This is a genomic window from Streptomyces sp. Ru73 (assembly GCF_002920575.1).
GTDB lineage: Bacteria > Actinomycetota > Actinomycetes > Streptomycetales > Streptomycetaceae > Streptomyces.
On record NZ_PQSQ01000060.1, the window covers coordinates 17,208 to 36,017 of the forward strand.

15 protein-coding genes and 1 pseudogene are annotated in these 18,810 nt (G+C 73.5%); 5 read left to right on the forward strand and 11 right to left on the reverse strand.

From position 1 onward, the window contains the following. Positions 1–38: 38 nt before the first annotated feature. From speB to C3486_RS36980, 6 genes are all read right to left on the reverse strand, one after another. Positions 39–1,019, reverse strand: a complete 981-nt coding sequence (gene speB / locus C3486_RS23575) for an agmatinase (protein WP_030614061.1) — start codon at positions 1,017–1,019, stop codon at positions 39–41. 94 nt (positions 1,020–1,113) lie between these two features. Continuing rightward, positions 1,114–1,464 (reverse strand): CU044_2847 family protein, encoded by a 351-nt coding sequence (locus C3486_RS23580; RefSeq protein ID WP_103834759.1) that lies wholly within the window; start codon positions 1,462–1,464, stop codon positions 1,114–1,116. Between the two features lie 36 nt (positions 1,465–1,500). Then, entirely contained in the window at positions 1,501–3,210 is a 1,710-nt protein-coding gene (locus C3486_RS23585) for an SUMF1/EgtB/PvdO family nonheme iron enzyme (protein WP_103834760.1), read from the reverse strand. A 31-nt stretch (positions 3,211–3,241) separates the two neighbouring features. After that, positions 3,242–4,174: an Ig domain-containing protein gene (locus C3486_RS23590; RefSeq protein WP_103834761.1), complete on the reverse strand. Its 933-nt coding sequence runs from the start codon at positions 4,172–4,174 to the stop codon at positions 3,242–3,244. Further along, entirely contained in the window at positions 4,174–5,361 is a 1,188-nt protein-coding gene (locus C3486_RS38600) for a MotA/TolQ/ExbB proton channel family protein (RefSeq protein WP_146075046.1), read from the reverse strand. The genes C3486_RS23590 and C3486_RS38600 overlap by 1 nt, the downstream gene beginning before the upstream one ends. A 177-nt stretch (positions 5,362–5,538) precedes the next feature. Beyond that, positions 5,539–6,570 carry a trypsin-like peptidase domain-containing protein gene (locus tag C3486_RS36980; protein ID WP_181138663.1) on the reverse strand — a complete coding sequence of 344 codons (1,032 nt, stop codon included), beginning with the start codon at positions 6,568–6,570 and terminating at the stop codon, positions 5,539–5,541. Between the two features lie 126 nt (positions 6,571–6,696). Here C3486_RS36980 and C3486_RS23610 point away from each other — a divergent pair, with 126 nt between their 5' ends. Further along, positions 6,697–7,488 (forward strand): phosphatase, encoded by a 792-nt coding sequence (locus tag C3486_RS23610; protein ID WP_103834764.1) that lies wholly within the window; start codon positions 6,697–6,699, stop codon positions 7,486–7,488. Positions 7,489–7,497: 9 nt separating this feature from the next. Here C3486_RS23610 and C3486_RS23615 read toward each other — a convergent pair whose 3' ends face one another. The 4 genes from C3486_RS23615 to C3486_RS23630 all read right to left on the reverse strand — a co-directional run bounded on the left by C3486_RS23615 (position 7,498) and on the right by C3486_RS23630 (position 11,271). Beyond that, complete coding sequence (locus C3486_RS23615; RefSeq protein WP_181138664.1) at positions 7,498–8,457, reverse strand: cation diffusion facilitator family transporter; 960 nt, start codon at positions 8,455–8,457, stop codon at positions 7,498–7,500. 23 nt (positions 8,458–8,480) lie between these two features. Beyond that, positions 8,481–9,368, reverse strand: coding sequence for an acyl-CoA thioesterase II (locus C3486_RS23620; protein WP_103834766.1), 888 nt, complete (start codon positions 9,366–9,368; stop codon positions 8,481–8,483). Between the two features lie 20 nt (positions 9,369–9,388). After that, positions 9,389–10,546, reverse strand: coding sequence for an acyl-CoA dehydrogenase family protein (locus tag C3486_RS23625; protein ID WP_103834767.1), 1,158 nt, complete (start codon positions 10,544–10,546; stop codon positions 9,389–9,391). Between the two features lie 107 nt (positions 10,547–10,653). Then, positions 10,654–11,271 (reverse strand): TetR/AcrR family transcriptional regulator, encoded by a 618-nt coding sequence (locus C3486_RS23630; protein ID WP_103834768.1) that lies wholly within the window; start codon positions 11,269–11,271, stop codon positions 10,654–10,656. Positions 11,272–11,356: 85 nt separating this feature from the next. On the opposite strand from C3486_RS23630, the gene C3486_RS23635 reads away from it, so the two are divergent. From C3486_RS23635 to C3486_RS23650, 4 genes and pseudogenes are all read left to right on the forward strand, one after another. Beyond that, positions 11,357–12,973 (forward strand): carboxyl transferase domain-containing protein, encoded by a 1,617-nt coding sequence (locus tag C3486_RS23635; RefSeq protein WP_103834769.1) that lies wholly within the window; start codon positions 11,357–11,359, stop codon positions 12,971–12,973. An 11-nt stretch (positions 12,974–12,984) separates the two neighbouring features. Continuing rightward, positions 12,985–14,930, forward strand: a pseudogene (locus tag C3486_RS23640) (acetyl-CoA carboxylase biotin carboxylase subunit). Next, positions 14,927–15,889 (forward strand): hydroxymethylglutaryl-CoA lyase, encoded by a 963-nt coding sequence (locus C3486_RS23645; RefSeq protein ID WP_103834770.1) that lies wholly within the window; start codon positions 14,927–14,929, stop codon positions 15,887–15,889. The pseudogene C3486_RS23640 and the gene C3486_RS23645 overlap by 4 nt, the downstream one beginning before the upstream one ends. 9 nt (positions 15,890–15,898) lie before the next feature. Then, positions 15,899–17,053, forward strand: coding sequence for an acyl-CoA dehydrogenase family protein (locus C3486_RS23650; RefSeq protein WP_103834785.1), 1,155 nt, complete (start codon positions 15,899–15,901; stop codon positions 17,051–17,053). A gap of 19 nt (positions 17,054–17,072) precedes the next feature. On the opposite strand, the gene C3486_RS23655 is transcribed toward C3486_RS23650, so the two are convergent. Then, positions 17,073–18,701, reverse strand: coding sequence for a beta-N-acetylhexosaminidase (locus tag C3486_RS23655; RefSeq protein ID WP_103834771.1), 1,629 nt, complete (start codon positions 18,699–18,701; stop codon positions 17,073–17,075). Positions 18,702–18,810: the final 109 nt, after the last annotated feature.

The following is an 18,810-nucleotide window of genomic DNA, read 5'->3' on the forward strand; positions in this document are numbered from 1 at the left end:
CTTCCGTTCCGGGGCCCTGGCGCGTTCCGCGCGGCGGGTCAGCCGCGTGCCGCCGCGATCTGCCGGGACATGATCGTGGTCAGCTCGTACGCGGTGTGCGAGGCCGCGACCGAGGTCATCTCGGCGTGGTCGTACGCGGGGGCCACCTCGACCAGATCGGCGGAGACCAGGTTGCAGGAGGCCAGGCCGCGCAGAATCTCCAGCAGCTCCCGCGAGGTGAGGCCGCCGGCCTCCGGGGTGCCGGTGCCGGGCGCGTGCGCCGGGTCCAGGACGTCGATGTCGATGGAGATGTACAGCGGACGGTCGCCGATGCGCTGGCGGAGCTGGTCGGCGACCTCGTCCACGCCGCGGCGCATGACGTCCGCCGAGGTGACGATGCCGAAGCCCATCTTCTCGTCGTCGGTCAGGTCCTTCTTGCCGTACAGCGGGCCGCGGGTGCCGACGTGCGAGAGGGCCGAGGTGTCGAGGATGCCCTCCTCGACCGCGCGGCGGAACGGCGTGCCGTGCGTGTACTCGGCGCCGAAGTAGGTGTCCCAGGTGTCCAGGTGCGCGTCGAAGTGGAGCAGCGCCACCGGGCCGTGCTTCTTGGCGACCGAGCGCAGCAGCGGCAGCGCGATGGTGTGGTCGCCGCCGAGGGTCATCAGACGGGCGCCGGTGCCGAGGAGGTCGTCGGCCGCGGCCTCGACCGTCTCGACGGCCTCGTTGATGTTGAACGGGTTGGCGGCGATGTCACCCGCGTCCGCGACCTGGGCCAGCGCGAACGGGGAGGCGTCCTGGGCCGGGTTGTAGGGCCGCAGCAGGCGGGACGCCTCGCGGATGGCGTTGCCGCCGAAGCGGGCGCCGGGGCGGTAGGAGACACCGGTGTCGAACGGGACGCCCACGACGGCCACATCGGCGCGGCCGCCGACCTCGTCGACGCGCGGCAGCCGGGCGAAGGTCGCCGGGCCGGCGTAGCGCGGGACGCGGGAGGAGTCGACGGGGCCGACGGGCTCTGAGGAAGCGGCAGATGCGGTGGTCATGGCGGAGAGCGTAGGGCCGGGACGGCGCCCGACCCATGGACATATCCGCGAGACGGCGGGGCGCCGTTCGACATTGCGTCCATGCCGCCCGCGCTCACGGCGTCCCCGGTGCCGCCTCCCGGCGCCCGGACCAGGTGACCGTCACCTGGAGGTGCCCCTCCACCCCCGTCTTCGTGAGCACCGCGCCCGCCTGCGCGGTCAGCTTCACCCCGAACTGGATCTGCACCTCGTCCGGGCGCTGCGCCAGCGACCCGAAGGCACGCAGGGCCGCGTCCGCCGCGCCGCGCACGCCGTCCAGCGCGCGGTCGAAGGTCGTGGTGCCGTCCGCGAGGGTGCCGTCGGCCCGGCCGGCGCCCACCACGCCCGGCCCGTCCTCGGCCGTCTCGACGATCACCTCTCCCCCGCCGTCCAGCGGGAACCGCACCAGTACGCCCGGGTCCGTCATGCCGTCACCTTCTCTCCGTGCAGGGGCCGTTGAAGGTCAGCGGGGCTCGTCGGGCACGTACGGCTCGGTGCCGTACGTGACGTCGGCGGCGCAGCGGAAGCCGATCGCCGGATCGACGTGGTCCGTACGGGCCTGGGACTGGTACGACACCAGGCCGTACACCTCCAGCACCTCGCCGGTCGCGCCGCCGCGCACCCCGCGGTACCCCGGCACCGTGCCCTCCGCCACCCACTCGTTGACGTTGCCGCTCATGTCCAGCACGCCCCAGGGGGACTGGCCGCCGGGCAGCGAGCCGACCGGCATGGTCGGCGCCGTGCCCGGTGCGGGGCGCGCGTGACCGCCCGGCAGGCCCTGGCAGCGCTCCCGCTCGAAGGCACTGCCCCAGGGGTACATCCGGTCGTCGTCGGGGCCGCGTGCCGCCTTCTCCCACTCCAGCGGGGTGGGCAGCCGCTTGCCGCGCCACAGCGCGTAACAGAGCGCGTCGCGCCAGCTCACGGACGTCACGGGGTGGTCGGGCGCCGCGGCCAGCACGGCGGCGAAGCCGGGCGGCTCGGGGTAGTTGACCGCCTCGGCGAAGGCGGCGTACTGGGCGTTGGTGACCGGGGTGCGGTCGATGTCGAAGGCCCGGCAGAACATCCGGCGCGGGCCGCTGCCGCCGGTCAGCCGGCGCACCTGCTCGTCGTCGGGCGTCATACGGGCGGCGATCAGGGCGTGCCGGGCCTGGCTGTCGCTGAGGCCGTGCACGAAGGTGCCGGCCGCGATGCGCACCATGTCCTCGGCGGGCGGGGCCGGCACCCGGCGCAGCAGCCCGCCGCCGCAGACCGGGCAACGGGCCGTGATCTGGCGATGGCCCGTGACGTACCCGCAGTCCGGGCAGTACGGCCGGTCCAGGTCGCGGTCGGCGAGGGCACGCGCCATGTCCTCGTGCAGCAGCATGTCGGCGATGGACCGGGCGGTGGGCCGGTCCTCGGCGCGCGGCGCGAGCATCGAGACGACGATGTGCGCCAGCTCCTCGGGGACCTCGGCGCCGGACGCCGCCAGCTCGGTCCTGAGCGCGTCCGGGTCCCCGCCGGGCCAGTGGTTGACCAGCCGCCCCGTCAGGCACAGGTGGAAGAGCATGCCGAGCGCGTACACGTCGTCCGGCGGCTCCGCGAGGTCCAGTTGCGCGGCCCGCTGCGGGGAGAGGTACTCGATGCGGGTGGTGACGTCGGAGAAGCCGCCGCCGGCGCCGCTCAGCCCCCAGTCGATCAGCCGTACGTCGTTGCCCCGGGTGAGCAGGACGTTGGTCGGCTTCAGGTCGCGGTGGCAGACCTTGTGCTCGTGCGCGTGGGCGAGCGCGGCCGCCACCCCGCCGCAGACCTTCGCCGCCTGGCCGGGGGCGAGCCGCCCGGCGGCCAGCAGGTCCTCCAGCGAGGGCCCGTCGACGTACTCCATGAACAGCGCGGGCCCCAGCGCCAGCCGGCCGCCCGCAGCGCCGTCGACGGTCATCTCCAGCGCGGGCAGCGCCAGCACCGGCCGGGCGGTGCACGGGGCACTGCCCAGCCTGGCCACCGCGATCTGGCATTCGTGCAGGAACGCCTGGTCGGCCGAGTCGCCCAGCCGCTCCCTGATCTCGTCCCGGATGCGCTTGACGGCGAGCCGCTCGCCGAGCCGGCCCTCGACCACGCCGACCTCGGAGAATCCGCCCATGCGGACCTCGCGCACCTCGTGTCCGGTGCTCAGCCGGACGCCCGTCACCAGTCCCATTTACCGTGCTCCTCCCCGTGCCGTACCGGCCTCACGTGAAGATCCCTCGTGTCCCCCGGGTGTATCCGGAGGGCGAACCGAAGAGGACCACCTTGAGGATGCTCAGCAGCACCAGCGCCCCGAGGCCCGCCAGGACGAGCACGTACCAGGGCGACGCCCACAGCTCGCCCCAGAAGCCGCTGTCGGCCTGCTTCTCCCGCGGCTCGCCGACCGTCAGCCGGGCGGCCTGCTCGGCGGTGGCGCCGGTGCTGTCGGTGACCCGCACGCCGAAGGTGAAGCTGCCGCCCTTCGCCGGGGTCCCGGTCAGCGCGCCGCTCTCCGAGAGCCGCATGCCGGGCGGCAGGGCACCGGCCGCGTGCCAGGTGTACGGGCCCTCGCCCGCCGTGGCCCGGAAGCGGTGCCCGGCGTACTTCGCGTCCTTGCGGGCCGGGGGCAGGGCCAGGGTCTCGGCGACCACCCGCAGGCTCGGCCGCTGGGAGCCGGACTCCGGTGCGGCCCGGACGACCGCCAGCCGCAGCGTGCGCTCAGCGCGCTGCCCCGCCGCGTCCCGCACCCGCACCGTCGCGGTCGCCCCGGCGCCGTCCGCGCCGTGCGCCCCGGAGCCGGCCCGGGCGCGGCCGGTGACCACGCCCTCGTCGGTCAGCTTCAGCCCCTCGGGCAGCCGGCCGGCGGCGCGGTCCCAGTGGTAGGGCGGCCGGCCGCCGACGGCGGCGAGGGTGAGCGCGTACGGCTTGCCGGCCACCGCGTCCGGCGCCGCCGCCGTGGCGACCTTGATCTGCGGCGGGCGGTTCTCGTCCGGGCGGTCGGCCGGGGCGTTGGCGCTGACCAGGGCCAGCAGCACGGCCATGAACATCAGGGTGGCGATGATGATGAGCAGCAGGTCGATGAAGCGCAGCTCCACCGGGGCGCCGTCACCGCCGCCGGGCCGGCCGCCGAAGCCGCGCCCGCCCCCGAGGCCGCGCATCACAGCCCGCCGTTCGCGCGGTCTTCGGGGCCGCCCCGGAAGTCACGCGGACCGCTCGGGAAGTCCCGGGGGCCGCGCGGGAAGTCACGCGGAGCGCGCGGATGCCCCGGGCCGCCGGGACCACCGGGTCCGGGCGCCGCGGGGCCGCCTGGCCCGGGCGCCGCGGGACCACCGCCGGAGTCGTCGTCCCCGGTGAGGAAGCCCCGGCCGTTCGGCCCGCCGCCCCGCGGTGCCCGCACCGGCATGAGGACCATCTCGCGGTCCAGTCCGGCTCCGATCGCGGACAGCTGCGTCCCGATGGAGGCCAGCTGGCGGACGATCTCCTCGGAGCGGTCGGGGCGTTCCTCGCCGCCGAGACGGGTGCCGGCCGCTTCCTCGCGCAGCCGGCCCAGTTCGGTGTTCAGCTGCTCCATCGCGGTGGCCGCCGTCCGCATGGCCCGGCCCATCTCCTCCGCCGCGCGGCTCTCCGCCGACCAGTCGGGCCGGGCGGCGGTCCGCCCGCCCTGCCCCAGCTGGCCCAGCACCCGCTCGTCGATCTTCAGCAGCAGCCGCTCCTCATGGGTGTGCACCACTGAGGTCAGCAGGTGGCAGACCACGCTGGAGCCGAGCGCGAAGAGCGTGATGCTGAACGCGCCGGCGAGCGGCGGGATGACGTCCCGCACCAGCGTGTGGCTCAGCTCGGCGTACGAGGAGGTCCTGGCCACCGCGCCGCCGAGCCCGCCGATGGACCGCGCCATCTCGGCCGCCGTGCCGATGAAGCCGAGCGCGGGCAGCGCCCATACCAGGGCGCGGATCAGCGCGTACGGCGTCTCGGCGCGCGCGGCGTGCACCGCGGAACGGCCCGCGACCAGCGCCTGGGCCCGCTCCGGGTCCTGCCGCCTGGCGTCCTCGCCGGCCTGCCGCACGAGGCGCCGCGCCTCGGTGGTGTGCCCGGCCGGCAGGCCGCGGCTGTACCCGCTCAGCGCGGCGGCCTCCCGGCTGTTGTGCAGCAGCCGCACGCACAGCATCGCCAGCACCCAGAAGGTGACCGCGAGCACCGCGGTGGCCAGGCCGCGCGAGACTCCGCCGCGGTCGGCCATCTCCTGGAGCGGCGGCACCACGCCCGCCGCTCCCGTGGAGATCAGGAACACCGCGAGCGCGGCTCCCGTCACCCCGCACCAGAAGAACGTCCCCCGTAGCTTCGTCACGCCTACTCCCCTGTCGTCAGGCGGCGTTGAGGTCACGACCGCATCTGTGTGCCTCCTCACTATGGCGTGACGCGCCTCCTCCGCACCGAAGTTCCCCTCCGTCACTCCTTTGAGTGGTGCGGCACGAAACCGGCGCGGACGGCGGGGAGTTGACGCCAGGAAATCCGCATTCCCGGCTCAGAAGAGTGAGCTGGTCTGGCCGTCGTCGACGAACTCCAGCTCCCAGTGCGTCCGTTCCGGACCGGGGTCGCCGGACCGGCGCGCGGCCGGGATGAGGACCGTGTCGCCGTTGCGCAGCCGGGTCCGGCCGCCCTCCGGCACGGGCTGCGGCAGCTCGCTCCCCACGTGCCGCACGAAGGTCGGCCGCCCGCCCGCCTGGAGCGCCACGAACCAGTGCCCGAACTCGTACACCAGCCGGCAGTGCCAGCGGCTGACCACGTGCGGCCCCGGCGACGCCAGCAGGATGTCCGCCTCGTCGCCCGTGCCGCTGCTGCGCCCCACCCAGTACTCGCGCCGGTCCGGGCCCGCGGTGCGCAGGGGCACCAGCCGGGCGGGCGCGCCGTAGGGGTCGTGCACCCACAGCCGTACGGGGCACGGCTCGGCGAGGTCGGGCCAGTGGGCGCGCAGCCCGTCCACGGGCACGGCGTACGCGGTCCGCAGCTGCGCGTCCCGGTCCACGGCGGTCACCATGCCGACGACGGCCCGCAGGTCGCTGTCCCAGAGGGGCGAGCCGCTGAAGCCGCGCGCCGGCGGGTACCCCTGTGCGCCCGGAACGGTGAACTGGAGCAGCCCGTCCGCGGTGCGGCCGGTCAGCCGCCCGGTGGCCCATACCCCGTCGGGGTGCCCTGCGGGGAATCCGTAGACGCCGAAGCCGTGCCCGGCCACCGTGTCCGCCTCGTCCAGTGGCGCGGCGCAGGCCCCGGCGGGCACCCGGGCCGGCCGCAGGACGGCGAGGTCGTCGCGGCTGCCGGCCGGCGCGTCGGCGCGGCTCAGCACGGTGCGGGCCGGGACGTCCCGGCCGCGTTCCACGAAGGGGAAGTCCACCAGCACGGCAGCCGGCCCGCCGTCCCCCTCCGTGCCGGGGCCGACGACATGGGCGCAGGTCAGCACCGTGCCGTTGGCGCACAGCACGCCGCCGCCGAGCACCGTCCCGTCGGCCGCGCGCCTGATCCGTACCTGCCACGGCGGCCTGGCCGCCCGTCCCTCCACCCCTGCTCCCCCTCGTGCTCCCGAGCCGCCGGAACACCGTGATCGTAGGCGCCGGGGTGCCCACGGGGCGTCCGGGCGGCGGAACTCGCACGCCCCGGACTGATCGGCCCCGGCACAATGGGCCGTATGCCGATAACCTCCGCCCCCAGCCGCGCCGAACTCGTCGAGCACCTCGTCCGCACCCGTATCGCCGGTGAGGTCGCCACGCCCCGCGAGAACAACCTCGACCACTACCGCAAGCTCGCCAACGGCGACCGCCACTACTGGTTCGGCCTGGAGCTGGGCGACCGGTGGAGAGACGAGCAGGACGTGCTCGCCGTGATGGCCGAGCGCTGCGGCGTCAGCGACGACCCGGACCACCGGCACGGCCAGGACACCATCGACCCCGAGCTGACGGTGTCGGCGCTGGAGCGGATGGCGGCGGTGCTGCGCAAGGCGGCCGACGGACGGCGGCGGGTGCTGTTCGCGACCGGTCACCCGGGCGGGCTGCTGGACGTGCACATCGCGACGGCCGCCGCGATGCGGGCGCGGGGCTGCGACATCGTGGTCGTGCCGGACGGGCTGACCGCGGACGACGGCGTGGTCTTCCAGTTCGGCCAGGTCGCGATGGTGGAGCGGGGCGCGACGCTGTGGCACACCCACTCGCCGGCGCCGATGGCGGCGATCCTGGACGGTCTGGAGCGGGCGGGGCAGCCGCTGCCGGACCTGGTGGTCGCGGACCACGGCTGGGCGGGCTGCGCTGGGCAGCGCGGCATCGACGCGGTGGGGTACGCGGACTCCAACGACCCGGCGTTGTTCCTGGCCGAGGCCGAGGGCGTCCTGCAGGTCACCGTGCCGCTCGACGACCACGTCCGCAGCCCGCGCTACTACGACCCGCTGACGGCGTACCTGCTGCACGCGGCGGGCCTGGCGGACTGACCCGCGCCCTCACGGGGCCCGCTGCCCGCGTCCCGGCGTCGGGTCCAGGAACACCCGGCGGACCGCGGGGAAGCGGGCGCGGAGGTCGCGTTCGGCCTCCTCGCAGGCCCACTCGATCTCCGCGGCGGTCGCCAGGTCGCGGAAGTCCACCTTCGCCGCGATCAGTACCTCGCCGGGCCCCTGGACGAGCGTGACCAGCTCCAGGACCTCCGCCACCTGCGGTACGGCGGACAGCCTCGCCCGCACGGCTTCCCGGACGTCCGGCGGCAGCGCGCGTCCGATGAGCAGCTGGGCGTTGCTGCGGCCCAGCACCCAGGCGACGTACACCAGCAGCAGCCCGATCAGGACCGCGGCGGTACCGTCCCAGGCGCCCGAGCCGGTGAGCTGTCCGCCGAGCAGGCCGCCGGCCGCCAGCACCAGGCCGACCAGGGCCGCCGAGTCCTCCATGACGACGGCCTTGACGGTGGTGTCCGAGGTCCACCGCAGGTAGTGGCGGAGCGGCCGGTGCAGGCGCGCTGCCTCGCCGCGTGCCTGCCGCAGGCCGGTGCGGAGGGAGTAGCCCTCCAGGAGGAAGGCGACGGCGAGGATGACGTAGGAGACCAGGGGATCGCCGGGGTCCTCGCCGTGCGTGAGGGTGTGGACGCCGTCGTAGACGGAGAACACCGCGCCGCCGACGAACGTGGCGACGGAGGCGAGCAGCGCCCAGACGTAGCGCTCCTGGCCGTAGCCCAGGGGGTGCTCGGGGTCGGCCGGCCGGGCGCTGCGTTTCAGTGCGGTGAGCAGCAGCAGCTCGGTGACCGTGTCGGCGACGGAGTGCGCGGCTTCGGAGAGCATCGCGCTGGATCCGCTGATCATGCCGCCCGCGGCCTTGGCGACGGCGATACCGAGGTTGGCTCCGGCGGCGACGAGGACGGTGACGGTGCTCTCGCCCGTACCGTCCTGCGTCCCCTTGGCCTCCACACTGTCCACGAAGCGGGAGTATGCCCGGTTCGTCACCGCGGTACGCGGATCACGCCCTCCTGGATCACCGAGACCGCGAGCCGGCCCTCGGCGGTGAAGATCCGTCCCTTGCCCAGGCCGCGGCCGCCCTGGGCGGTCGGCGACTCCTGGTCGTACAGCAGCCACTCGTCCGCCTCGAGCGGGCGGTGGAACCACATGGCGTGGTCCAGACTCGCGCCCACCACGTCGCCGACGGCCCAGCCGCCCCTGCCGTGCGCGAGCAGCACCGAGTCCAGCAGCGTCATGTCGGAGACGTAGGTGACCAGGCAGATGTCCAGCAGCGGCCGGGGGATGCCGGTGTCGCCGTCGAGCTTGCCCTGGGTGCGGAACCACACCTGCGAGCGCGGCTCGCGTACCTGGCCGGCGGTGGCGAACGGCGGCTCGTCCACGTACCGCAGGTCCACCGCGGCCCGCGCCTCCAGCAGCCGCTGGACGACGCTCCCGTCGACGAAGCGGTGCGCGTGGCGCGGCAGCATCTCGGCGGCGGTGGGCAGCGTGAGCGGGTCCGGCACGGCCGGCATCGGCTCCTGGTGCTCCATGCCCTCCTCGTGCGCGTGGAAGGACGCGGTGAGGTGGAAGATCTGCTGGCCGTGCTGGACGGCCACGACCCGGCGGGTGGTGAAGGAGCGGCCGTCGCGGATGCGGTCGACGGTGTAGACGATGGGCGCGCCGGGGTCACCGGGGCGCAGGAAGTACGCGTGCAGGGAGTGCGGCGGGCGTTCGGCGGGGACGGTGCGGCCCGCCGCCACCAGGGCCTGCGCGGCGACCTGGCCGCCGAAGACCCGGGGGACGACGGCGGGCCGGGACTGCCCGCGGTAGATGTCCTCCTCGATCTGCTCCAGGGTGAGCAGATCGAGGAGGGATTCCAGTGCGTCGTTCACGGACGTCAGCCCAGGCGCGCCTAGAGGCCCATCGACTTGGCGATGATCGACTTCATGACCTCGTTGGTGCCGCCGTAGATGCGGTTGACGCGGTTGTCGGCGTACAGGCGGGCGATCGGGTACTCGTTCATGTAGCCGTAGCCGCCGTGCAGCTGGAGGCAGCGGTCGATGACGCGGTGCGCGACCTCGGTGCAGAACAGCTTCGCGGAAGCGGCCTCGGCGGGGGTCAGCTCGCCCGCGTCCAGGGCCTCCAGGGCGCGGTCGGCGACGGCCTCGGCCGCGTCCACCTCGGCCTGGCAGGCGGCCAGCTCGAACTTGGTGTTCTGGAAGGACGCGACGGGCTTGCCGAAGACGGTGCGGTCCTGGACGTACTGCTTGGCGAACTGCACCGCGGCCTTGGCCTGCGCGTACGCGCCGTAGGCGATGCCCCAGCGCTCGGACGGCAGGTTCTGGCCGAGGTAGTAAAAGCCCTTGTTCTCCTCGCCGAGCAGGTCCTCGGCCGGCACCTTCACGTCGACGAACGCCAGCTCGGCGGTGTCGGAGGTCTTCAGGCCGAGCTTGTCCAGCTTGCGGCCGACGGAGTAGCCCTCGGACTTGGTGTCCACGGCGAAGAGGGAGATGCCGAAGCGGCGGTCGTCCTCCTTCGGCGGGGAGGTGCGGGCGCAGACGATGACGCGGTCGGCGTGCACACCGCCGGTGATGAAGGTCTTGGCGCCGTTGAGGACGTAGTGCGTGCCGTCCTCGGAGAGCTTGGCGGTGGTCTTCATGCCCGCGAGGTCGGAGCCGGTGCCCGGCTCGGTCATCGCCAGCGCCCACATCTCCTCGGCGGAGACGAACTTCGGCAGGTAGCGCTTCTTCTGCTCATCGGTGGCGAGCATCTTGATGTACGGCAGGGCGAGCAGCACGTGCACGCCGGAGCCGCCGAAGGTGACGCCGGCGCGGGCGGTCTCCTCGTACTGGACGGCCTCGAACTTGTGCGACTCCAGGCCGGCGCCGCCGAACTCCTCGGGGACGTTGATGCCGAAGAGGCCCAGCTCGGCAAGCTTGTAGTAGAACTCGCGGGGCACCTGCCCGGCCTGGAACCACTCGTCGTAGACCGGCACGACCTCGGCCTCGATGAAGGCGCGGATGGTGTCCCGGAACGCCTCGTGGTCCTCGTTGAATACCGTCCGCTTCACAGCCGCCTCCTGGACAATCCCGAATCACTACGCTGGCTAAGCGCTTGCTCAGCGAAAGCTACCGGGCAGTTACGTCGACTGTCCAGGGTTCAAGAAAGCGAGCCCGATCACCCCATCGCGGCGCGGTCCGGGTCGGCCGCCGCCGCGAAGGCGCCCAGCGCCAGCCGCTTGAGCAGCGCCTCGGTGGCCGAGCGGGACGGCAGACTGGCCCGCGGGCTCAGGTGCGGGGTGGAGTTCAGCAGGCCGAAGACGGCGTGCACGGCGGCCCGCGCCTCGGCCTCCGTGCAGGCCGGATAGACCTCGCGGACGACCTCCACCCACAGCTCGACGTACTGCCGCTGGAGCTGGCGCACCCGCTTGCGGTCCGTCTCGCGCAGCCGGTCCAGCTCCCGGTCGTGGACGGTGATCAGCGGGCGGTCGTCCAGCGCGAAGTCGATGTGCCCCTCGATGAGGGCGTGCAGCACCTCCTCGGCGCTCTCGCCGCCGTCCGCGACCCGCAGCCGCCCGCCGTCCAGCAGCCGCTCGCTGATGCCGACCAGCAGCTCGGCGAGCATCGCATCCTTGCCCGCGAAATGGCGGTAGAGACCGGGGCCGGAGATGCCGACCGCGGCTCCTATCTCGTCGACGCCGACGCCGTGGAAGCCGCGCTCGGCGAAGAGGCGCGCGGCCTCCTTGAGGATCTGCTCGCGGCGGCTGACGGCGGCGGGGGCCTTCGTGCTGCTCATGGCTCCAATTGTAGACAGGCGGGTTAGTGGTCGTTAACCTGAAGGCACTCGTGTTAACGACCACTAACAAGGGGCGGGTAAGGCGATGGAGCAGGCACCCGTACTGGGCACCGCCGCTGATCCGGCGGCGGACTCCTGGCGGGCCAACGAGGCCGCGCACCGCGCGCTCGTGGACCAGCTGCGCGCGAAGCTCGCCGCGGCCCGGCTGGGCGGCGGCGAGAAGGCCAGGGCGCGGCACACCGCGCGCGGCAAGCTGCTCCCCAGGGAGCGGGTGGACGGCCTGCTGGACCCGGGCTCGCCCTTCCTGGAGCTGGCGCCGCTGGCGGCGGACGGGATGTACGACGGGGCGGCGCCGGCGGCCGGCGTGATCGCGGGCATCGGCCGGGTCGCGGGCCGCGAGGTGGTGATCGTCGCCAATGACGCCACGGTCAAGGGCGGCACGTACTACCCCATGACCGTGAAGAAGCACCTCCGCGCCCAGGAGGTGGCCCTGGAGAACCGCCTCCCGTGCGTCTACCTGGTCGACTCCGGCGGCGCCTTCCTGCCCATGCAGGACGAGGTCTTCCCCGACCGCGAGCACTTCGGGCGGATCTTCTACAACCAGGCCCGGATGTCCGGCGCCGGCATCCCGCAGATCGCCGCCGTGCTCGGCTCCTGCACGGCCGGCGGCGCGTACGTCCCCGCGATGAGCGACGAGGCGGTGATCGTGCGGAACCAGGGCACGATCTTCCTCGGCGGCCCGCCGCTGGTGAAGGCGGCCACCGGCGAGGTCGTCACGGCCGAGGAGCTGGGCGGCGGCGAGGTGCACAGCCGGACCTCGGGCGTCACCGACCACCTCGCCGAGGACGACGCGCACGCCCTGCGCATCGTCCGCACGATCGTCGGCACCCTCGGTGAGCGCGCCCCGCTCCCCTGGACCGTACGGACGGTGGAGGAGCCCAAGGCGGACCCGGCCGGGCTGTACGGCATGGTGCCCGTCGACTCCCGCACCCCCTACGACGTGCGCGAGGTCATCGCCCGGATCGTGGACGGCTCACGCTTCGCGGAGTTCAAGGCCGAGTACGGCCAGACGCTGGTCACCGGCTTCGCGCATCTGCACGGCCACCCGGTCGGCATCGTCGCCAACAACGGCATCCTCTTCTCCGAGTCGGCGCAGAAGGGCGCGCACTTCATCGAGCTGTGCGACCAGCGCGGCATCCCGCTGGTGTTCCTGCAGAACATCTCCGGCTTCATGGTCGGCAAGGACTACGAGGCGGGCGGCATTGCCAAGCACGGCGCCAAGATGGTCACGGCGGTGGCCTGCACCCGGGTGCCGAAGCTGACCGTCGTGATCGGCGGCTCGTACGGCGCCGGCAACTACTCCATGTGCGGCCGGGCCTACTCCCCCCGCTTCCTGTGGATGTGGCCGAACGCCAAGATCTCCGTCATGGGCGGCGAGCAGGCCGCTTCGGTCCTGGCGACCGTCAAGCGCGACCAGATGGAGGCGCGCGGCGAGGAGTGGCCGCCGGAGGCGGAGGAGGCCTTCAAGGACCCCGTCCGCGCGCAGTACGAAGAGCAGGGCAACGCCTACTACGCGACGGCGCGGCTCTGGGACGACGGCGTCATCGATCCGATGGAGACCCGGCAGGTCCTGGGCCTGGCCCTCACCGCCTGCGCCAACGCCCCGCTGACCGACCCCGCCTTCGGCGTCTTCCGGATGTGAGGACCTCACCCATGTTCAGTACTGTTCTGGTCGCCAACCGCGGTGAGATCGCGGTCCGCGTCATCCGCACCCTCCGGTCCCTGGGCATCCGCTCGGTCGCCGTGTTCAGCGACGCGGACGCGGAGGCCCGGCACGTCCGGGAGGCGGACACGGCCGTACGGATCGGCCCGCCCGCGGCAGCCGAGAGCTATCTGCGCATCGACGCGCTGCTGGACGCGGCGCGGCGCAGCGGCGCGCAGGCGGTCCACCCCGGCTACGGCTTCCTCGCGGAGAACGCCGCGTTCGCGCGCGCCGTGACGGACGCCGGGCTGGTCTTCATCGGCCCGTCCGCCGAGGCCATCGATCTGATGGGCGACAAGATCCGGGCGAAGGAGACGGTCCGGGAGGCGGGCGTGCCCGTCGTGCCGGGCTCCTCCGGCAGCGGCCTGAGCGACGCCGAACTGGCCGCCGCCGCACGGGAGATCGGCATGCCGGTGCTGCTGAAGCCCTCGGCGGGCGGCGGCGGCAAGGGCATGCGGCTGGTGCGCGACGAGGCGCTGCTCGCGGACGAGATCGCGGCGGCCCGGCGCGAGGCCCGCGGCTCCTTCGGCGACGACACCCTCCTCGTCGAGCGCTGGGTCGACCGCCCGCGGCACATCGAGATCCAGGTGCTGGCCGACGGCCACGGCAACGTGCTCCACCTCGGCGAGCGCGAGTGCTCGCTCCAGCGCCGCCACCAGAAGATCATCGAGGAGGCGCCGAGCGTCCTGCTGGACGAGGCGACCCGCGCGGCGATGGGCACCGCCGCCGTGAACGCGGCCCGCTCCTGCGGCTACGTCGGCGCCGGCACCGTCGAGTTCATCGTCCCCGGCGACGACCCGTCCTCGTACTACTTCATGGAGATGAACACCCGCCTCCAGGTCGAGCACCCGGTCACGGAGCTGGTCACGGGGCTGGACCTGGTCGAGTGGCAGCTGCGGGTCGCGGCCGGCGAGCAGCTGCCGTACGGCCAGGACGACATCACGCTCACGGGGCACGCCGTCGAGGCCCGGATCTGCGCCGAGGACCCTTCCCGCGGCTTCCTGCCGTCCGGCGGCACGGTGCTCGCACTGCACGAGCCGCAGGGCACGGGGTGCGCACCGACTCCGGGCTCTCGGAGGGTACGGAAGTCGGCTCGCTCTACGACCCCATGCTCTCCAAGGTCATCGCGTACGGCCCGGACCGGGCGACCGCGCTGCGCAAGCTGCGGGCCGCGCTCGCCGACACGGTCATCCTCGGCGTGCCCACCAACACCGGCTTCCTGCGCCGGCTGCTGGCCCACCCGGCGGTCGTGGCCGGGGAGCTGGACACCGGCCTGGTGGAGCGCGAGGCCGAAGCGCTGGTGGACCGGGAGGTGCCCGGGGAGGTGTACGCGGCCGGCGCCGCGGTGCGCCGCGCGGCCCTCGAACCGGCGCCGGCCGACGGCGGCTGGACCGACCCGTTCTCCGTGCCGAGCGGCTGGCGGCTCGGCGGCGAGCCCACGCCGCCCGCCTTCTGGGTACGGGTGCCCGGCCAGGAGCCCGTACAGGCGTCGGGCGACGGCACGGTCACCGACGGGCGGGTGGCGGTCACCGTGGACGGCGTACGCCACACCTTCGTACGGGCCGGGGACTGGCTCGGCCGGGACGGCGACGCCTGGCACGTGCAGGACCACGACCCGGTGGCGGCCGCGATCGGCGGCGCGGCCGGGGCGCACGGCGCCGACTCGCTCACCGCGCCCATGCCCGGCACGGTCACGGTGGTCAAGGCCGCGGTCGGCGACCGCGTCGAGGCCGGGCAGGGCCTGCTGGTGGTGGAGGCGATGAAGATGGAGCACGTCATCTCCGCGCCGCACGCGGGCACCGTCGCCGAGCTCGACGTCACGCCGGGCAGCACGGTCGCCATGGACCAGGTGCTCGCCGTGATCACCCCCGACGAGCCCGAGGAGGACCAGCGATGACGCCGGGACTGCCGATGTCCGTACCCGCCCCCGGGCTGCCCGCGCGGGTCCGCATCCACGAGGTGGGCGCGCGGGACGGGCTGCAGAACGAACAGACCGTGATCCCCACCGAGGTCAAGGCGGAGTTCGTCCGCCGGCTGGCCGCCGCGGGGCTGGACACCGTCGAGGCGACCAGCTTCGTGCACCCCAAGTGGGTGCCCCAGCTCGCCGACGCCGAGCAGCTGTTCCCGTCCGTGCGCGACCTCGCGCCCGGCGTGCGGCTGCCCGTCCTGGTACCGAACGAGCGCGGCCTGGACCGGGCGCTGGCCCTCGGCGCCGACCGGATCGCGGTCTTCGGGAGCGCCACCGAGTCCTTCGCCCAGGCCAACCTCAACCGCACGGTCGACGCGGCGCTGGCGATGTTCGCGCCGGTCGTCGCCCGCGCCAAGGAGGCGGGCGCGCACGTACGCGGCTACCTCTCCATGTGCTTCGGCGACCCCTGGGAGGGCCCGGTGCCGATCCCCCAGGTCGTCCGGGTCTGCCGCGCGCTGCTGGACCAGGGCTGCGACGAGCTGAGCCTGGGCGACACCATCGGCGTCGCCACGCCCGGCCATGTCACCGCGCTGCTCACGGCGCTGAACGAAGCGGGCGTCGGCACGGACGTCATCGGCGTCCACTTCCACGACACCTACGGACAGGCGCTGGCCAACACCCTGGCCGCGCTGCAGCACGGCGTCACCACCGTCGACGCCTCCGCGGGCGGCCTGGGCGGCTGCCCGTACGCCAAGAGCGCCACCGGCAACCTCGCCACGGAAGACCTGGTGTGGATGCTCCAGGGCCTCGGCATCGAGACCGGGGTCGACCTGGACCGGCTGACCGCCACCAGCGTGTGGATGGCGGAGCGGCTGGGCCGGCCGAGCCCGTCCCGCACCGTCCGCGCGCTCTCCTCCTCCCTCGACTCCGCCTCCCACAAGGAGTGACCCATGTCCCTGGACCACCGCCTCCCTGCGGAGCTTACGGAACTGCGCACCACGGTCGAGGCGTTCGCGCACGACGTCGTCGCACCGAAGATCGGCGAGTACTACGAGAACCACCAGTTCCCCTACGAGATCGTGCGCGAGATGGGCCGCATGGGCCTCTTCGGACTGCCGTTCCCGGAGGAGTACGGCGGCATGGGCGGCGACTACCTCGCGCTCGGCATCGCCCTGGAGGAGCTGGCCCGGGTCGACTCCTCGGTGGCGATCACCCTGGAGGCGGGCGTCTCGCTCGGCGCCATGCCGCTGTACCACTTCGGCACCGAGGAGCAGAAGCGGACCTGGCTGCCGAAGCTCTGCTCGGGCGAGATGCTGGGCGCCTTCGGGCTGACCGAGCCGGAGGCCGGCTCCGACGCGGGCGGCACGAAGACCACCGCCCGGCTGGACGCGGCCACCGACGAGTGGGTCATCAACGGCAGCAAGTGCTTCATCACCAACTCCGGCACGGACATCACCGGCCTGGTGACCGTCACCGCCGTCACCGGGCACAAGGAGGACGGCCGCCCGCTGATCTCCGCGATCATCGTGCCGTCCGGCACCCCCGGCTTCACCGTCGCGGCCCCGTACTCCAAGGTCGGCTGGAACGCCTCCGACACCCGTGAGCTGTCCTTCTCCGACGTCCGCGTCCCGGCCGCCAACCTGCTGGGCGAGGAAGGCCGCGGCTACGCGCAGTTCCTGCGCATCCTGGACGAGGGCCGGATCGCCATCGCGGCCCTGGCCACGGGCCTCGCGCAGGGCTGCGTGGACGAGTCGGTGAAGTACGCGAAGGAGCGGAAGTCCTTCGGCCGGCCGATCGGGGAGAACCAGGCCATACAGTTCAAGCTCGCCGACATGGAGATGCGCGCCCACACCTCCCGGCTGGCGTGGCGCGACGCGGCCTCCCGCCTGGTGCACGGCGAGCGCTTCAAGAAGGAGGCCGCACTGGCGAAGCTGTACTCCTCGGAGATCGCGGTCACCAACGCCCGCGAGGCCACCCAGATCCACGGCGGCTACGGCTTCATGAACGAGTACCCGGTCGCCCGCATGTGGCGCGACTCCAAGATCCTGGAGATCGGCGAGGGCACGAGCGAGGTCCAGCGCATGCTGATCGCCCGGGAGATGGGGTTCTGACCAGCCCCCCCGTGCGCCCCTACTTCGCGGGCCACGGCACCTGCGGCGACCGGTAGTAGGTGATGCCCATCGCGTCCCAGCGCGGACCCTGGGACGCGAGCCGCACCTTGTACCGGTCCCAGTCGTGCGTGCTCGCGGGCGACCACCCCAGCTCCGCGATCCCCGGGAGCCGGGGAAAGGCCATGTACTCGGCCTGCGCGCTCTCGGAGAGCGTCTCGGACCACAGCGGGGCCTCCACGCCGAGGACCGAGCCGGCCGGCGCCCCCGCGAGGTACGTGCCGGGGTCCCAGTCGTAGGACCGCTCGACCGGCACGTACCCGGCCCAGTGCAGCCCGTACGGCGTGTCCTTGGCGTACTGCATGTCCAGGTAGGCCCGGTCGGCGGGCGAGAGGACCAGCCGCGTCCCCTTCTTCGCCGCGTCGGCCACCTGCGCCTTCTCGGCCGCGCTCGTCGCGTCGTAGCCCCAGTACTGCGCCACCGCGCCCTTCGCGGGCGTCGCGCCGGTCAGCTGGTGCCAGCCGATCACCGTCTTGCCGTACTCGGCGACCACCGGCTGCACCTTGTTCATGAAGGTGACGTAGTCCTCGTGGCTGGTGGAGTGCGCCTCGTCACCCCCGATGTGCAGGTACGGGCCGGGCGTCAGCGCCGCCAGCTCGCGAATGACGTCGTTCACGAAGTCGTACGTCACCGGCTTCGGCACGCAGAGGGAGCTGAAGCCGACCTCGGTGCCGGTGTAGAGCGGCGGGGCCGTGCCGTCGCAGTTCAGCTCGGGGTAGGAGGCAAGGGCCGCGTTGGTGTGGCCCGGCATGTCGATCTCGGGGACGACGGTCAGGTAGCGGCTCTGCGCGTACCGGACGATCTCGCGGTAGTCGGCCTTGGTGTAGTGGCCGCCGGGGCCGCCGCCGACCTGGGTGGAGCCGCCGTAGGCGGCGAGCCGGGGCCAGGAGTCGATCGCGATGCGCCAGCCCTGGTCGTCGGAGAGGTGCAGATGCAGCTTATTGATCTTGTAGAGCGCGAGCTGGTCGATGTACCGCTTGACCTTCGCCACGGAGAAGAAGTGCCGGGAGACGTCGAGCATCGCGCCGCGGTAGGCGTACCGCGGAGTGTCGGTGACCGTCCCGGCGGCGACCGTCCAGGGGCCGGGCTGCGGCGTACGCCGCTCCACCGCGGCGGGCAGCAGCTGGCGCAGCGTCTGGACACCGTGGAAGAGGCCGGCCGCGCGTGTCGCGCTGAGGGTGACGGCGCGGCGGGTGACCGTGAGCCGGTAGCCCTCGGCGCCCAGTCCCTTCGCGCCGAGCCGGAGCACGATGCCGTCGCCGCCCCTGTCCGTGACGGGCAGCGGATAGCCGGTCGACGGGCGCAGCACGTCCGCCAGGTAGCCGGCGACCCGCTTCGTCTCGCCGGTGGCCCCGGGGACCCGGATGGCGGTCCGGTCCGTGAGCCGGTAGGCGCCGTCCGCCGGGCGTACGGAGGCCGGTGCGGGGACGATGCGGTCGAGGGGCGCGGGGCCGTCGGCGGGCCGGGCCGACGCGGGCGCCGCGCCCGCCGTGCCGAGGCCGGCCGCGGCCACCAGGAGGAGGGAACAGAGCAGTCTGTGCGGTCTCACACGTGACACGGGCGGTCCCTTCGGGGAGCTTCGTGCGGGCATGGAGCAACCGAACGCTCACCTTGCGTACCGTGTGCCCCACTATCGGTCAAGGTGTAGACCAATTTTTTCCCCGCCACGCCGCGCGCTTGCCCGAAAGCGGGCAGATTTC

What these genes read in the sequence shown, in the direction of transcription:
- C3486_RS23580 (WP_103834759.1), bottom strand. Translation starts at nt 1,464, where the DNA reads ATGACGGACCCGGGCGTACTGGTGCGGTTCCCGCTGGACGGCGGGGGA.
- C3486_RS23590 (WP_103834761.1), bottom strand. Translation starts at nt 4,174, where the DNA reads ATGCGCGGCCTCGGGGGCGGGCGCGGCTTCGGCGGCCGGCCCGGCGGC.
- C3486_RS23645 (WP_103834770.1), top strand. Translation starts at nt 14,927, where the DNA reads ATGACGCCGGGACTGCCGATGTCCGTACCCGCCCCCGGGCTGCCCGCG.
- C3486_RS23585 (WP_103834760.1), bottom strand. Translation starts at nt 3,210, where the DNA reads ATGGGACTGGTGACGGGCGTCCGGCTGAGCACCGGACACGAGGTGCGC.
- C3486_RS23610 (WP_103834764.1), top strand. Translation starts at nt 6,697, where the DNA reads ATGCCGATAACCTCCGCCCCCAGCCGCGCCGAACTCGTCGAGCACCTC.
- C3486_RS23635 (WP_103834769.1), top strand. Translation starts at nt 11,357, where the DNA reads ATGGAGCAGGCACCCGTACTGGGCACCGCCGCTGATCCGGCGGCGGAC.
- C3486_RS23630 (WP_103834768.1), bottom strand. Translation starts at nt 11,271, where the DNA reads ATGAGCAGCACGAAGGCCCCCGCCGCCGTCAGCCGCCGCGAGCAGATC.
- C3486_RS23655 (WP_103834771.1), bottom strand. Translation starts at nt 18,701, where the DNA reads ATGCCCGCACGAAGCTCCCCGAAGGGACCGCCCGTGTCACGTGTGAGA.
- speB (WP_030614061.1), bottom strand. Translation starts at nt 1,019, where the DNA reads ATGACCACCGCATCTGCCGCTTCCTCAGAGCCCGTCGGCCCCGTCGAC.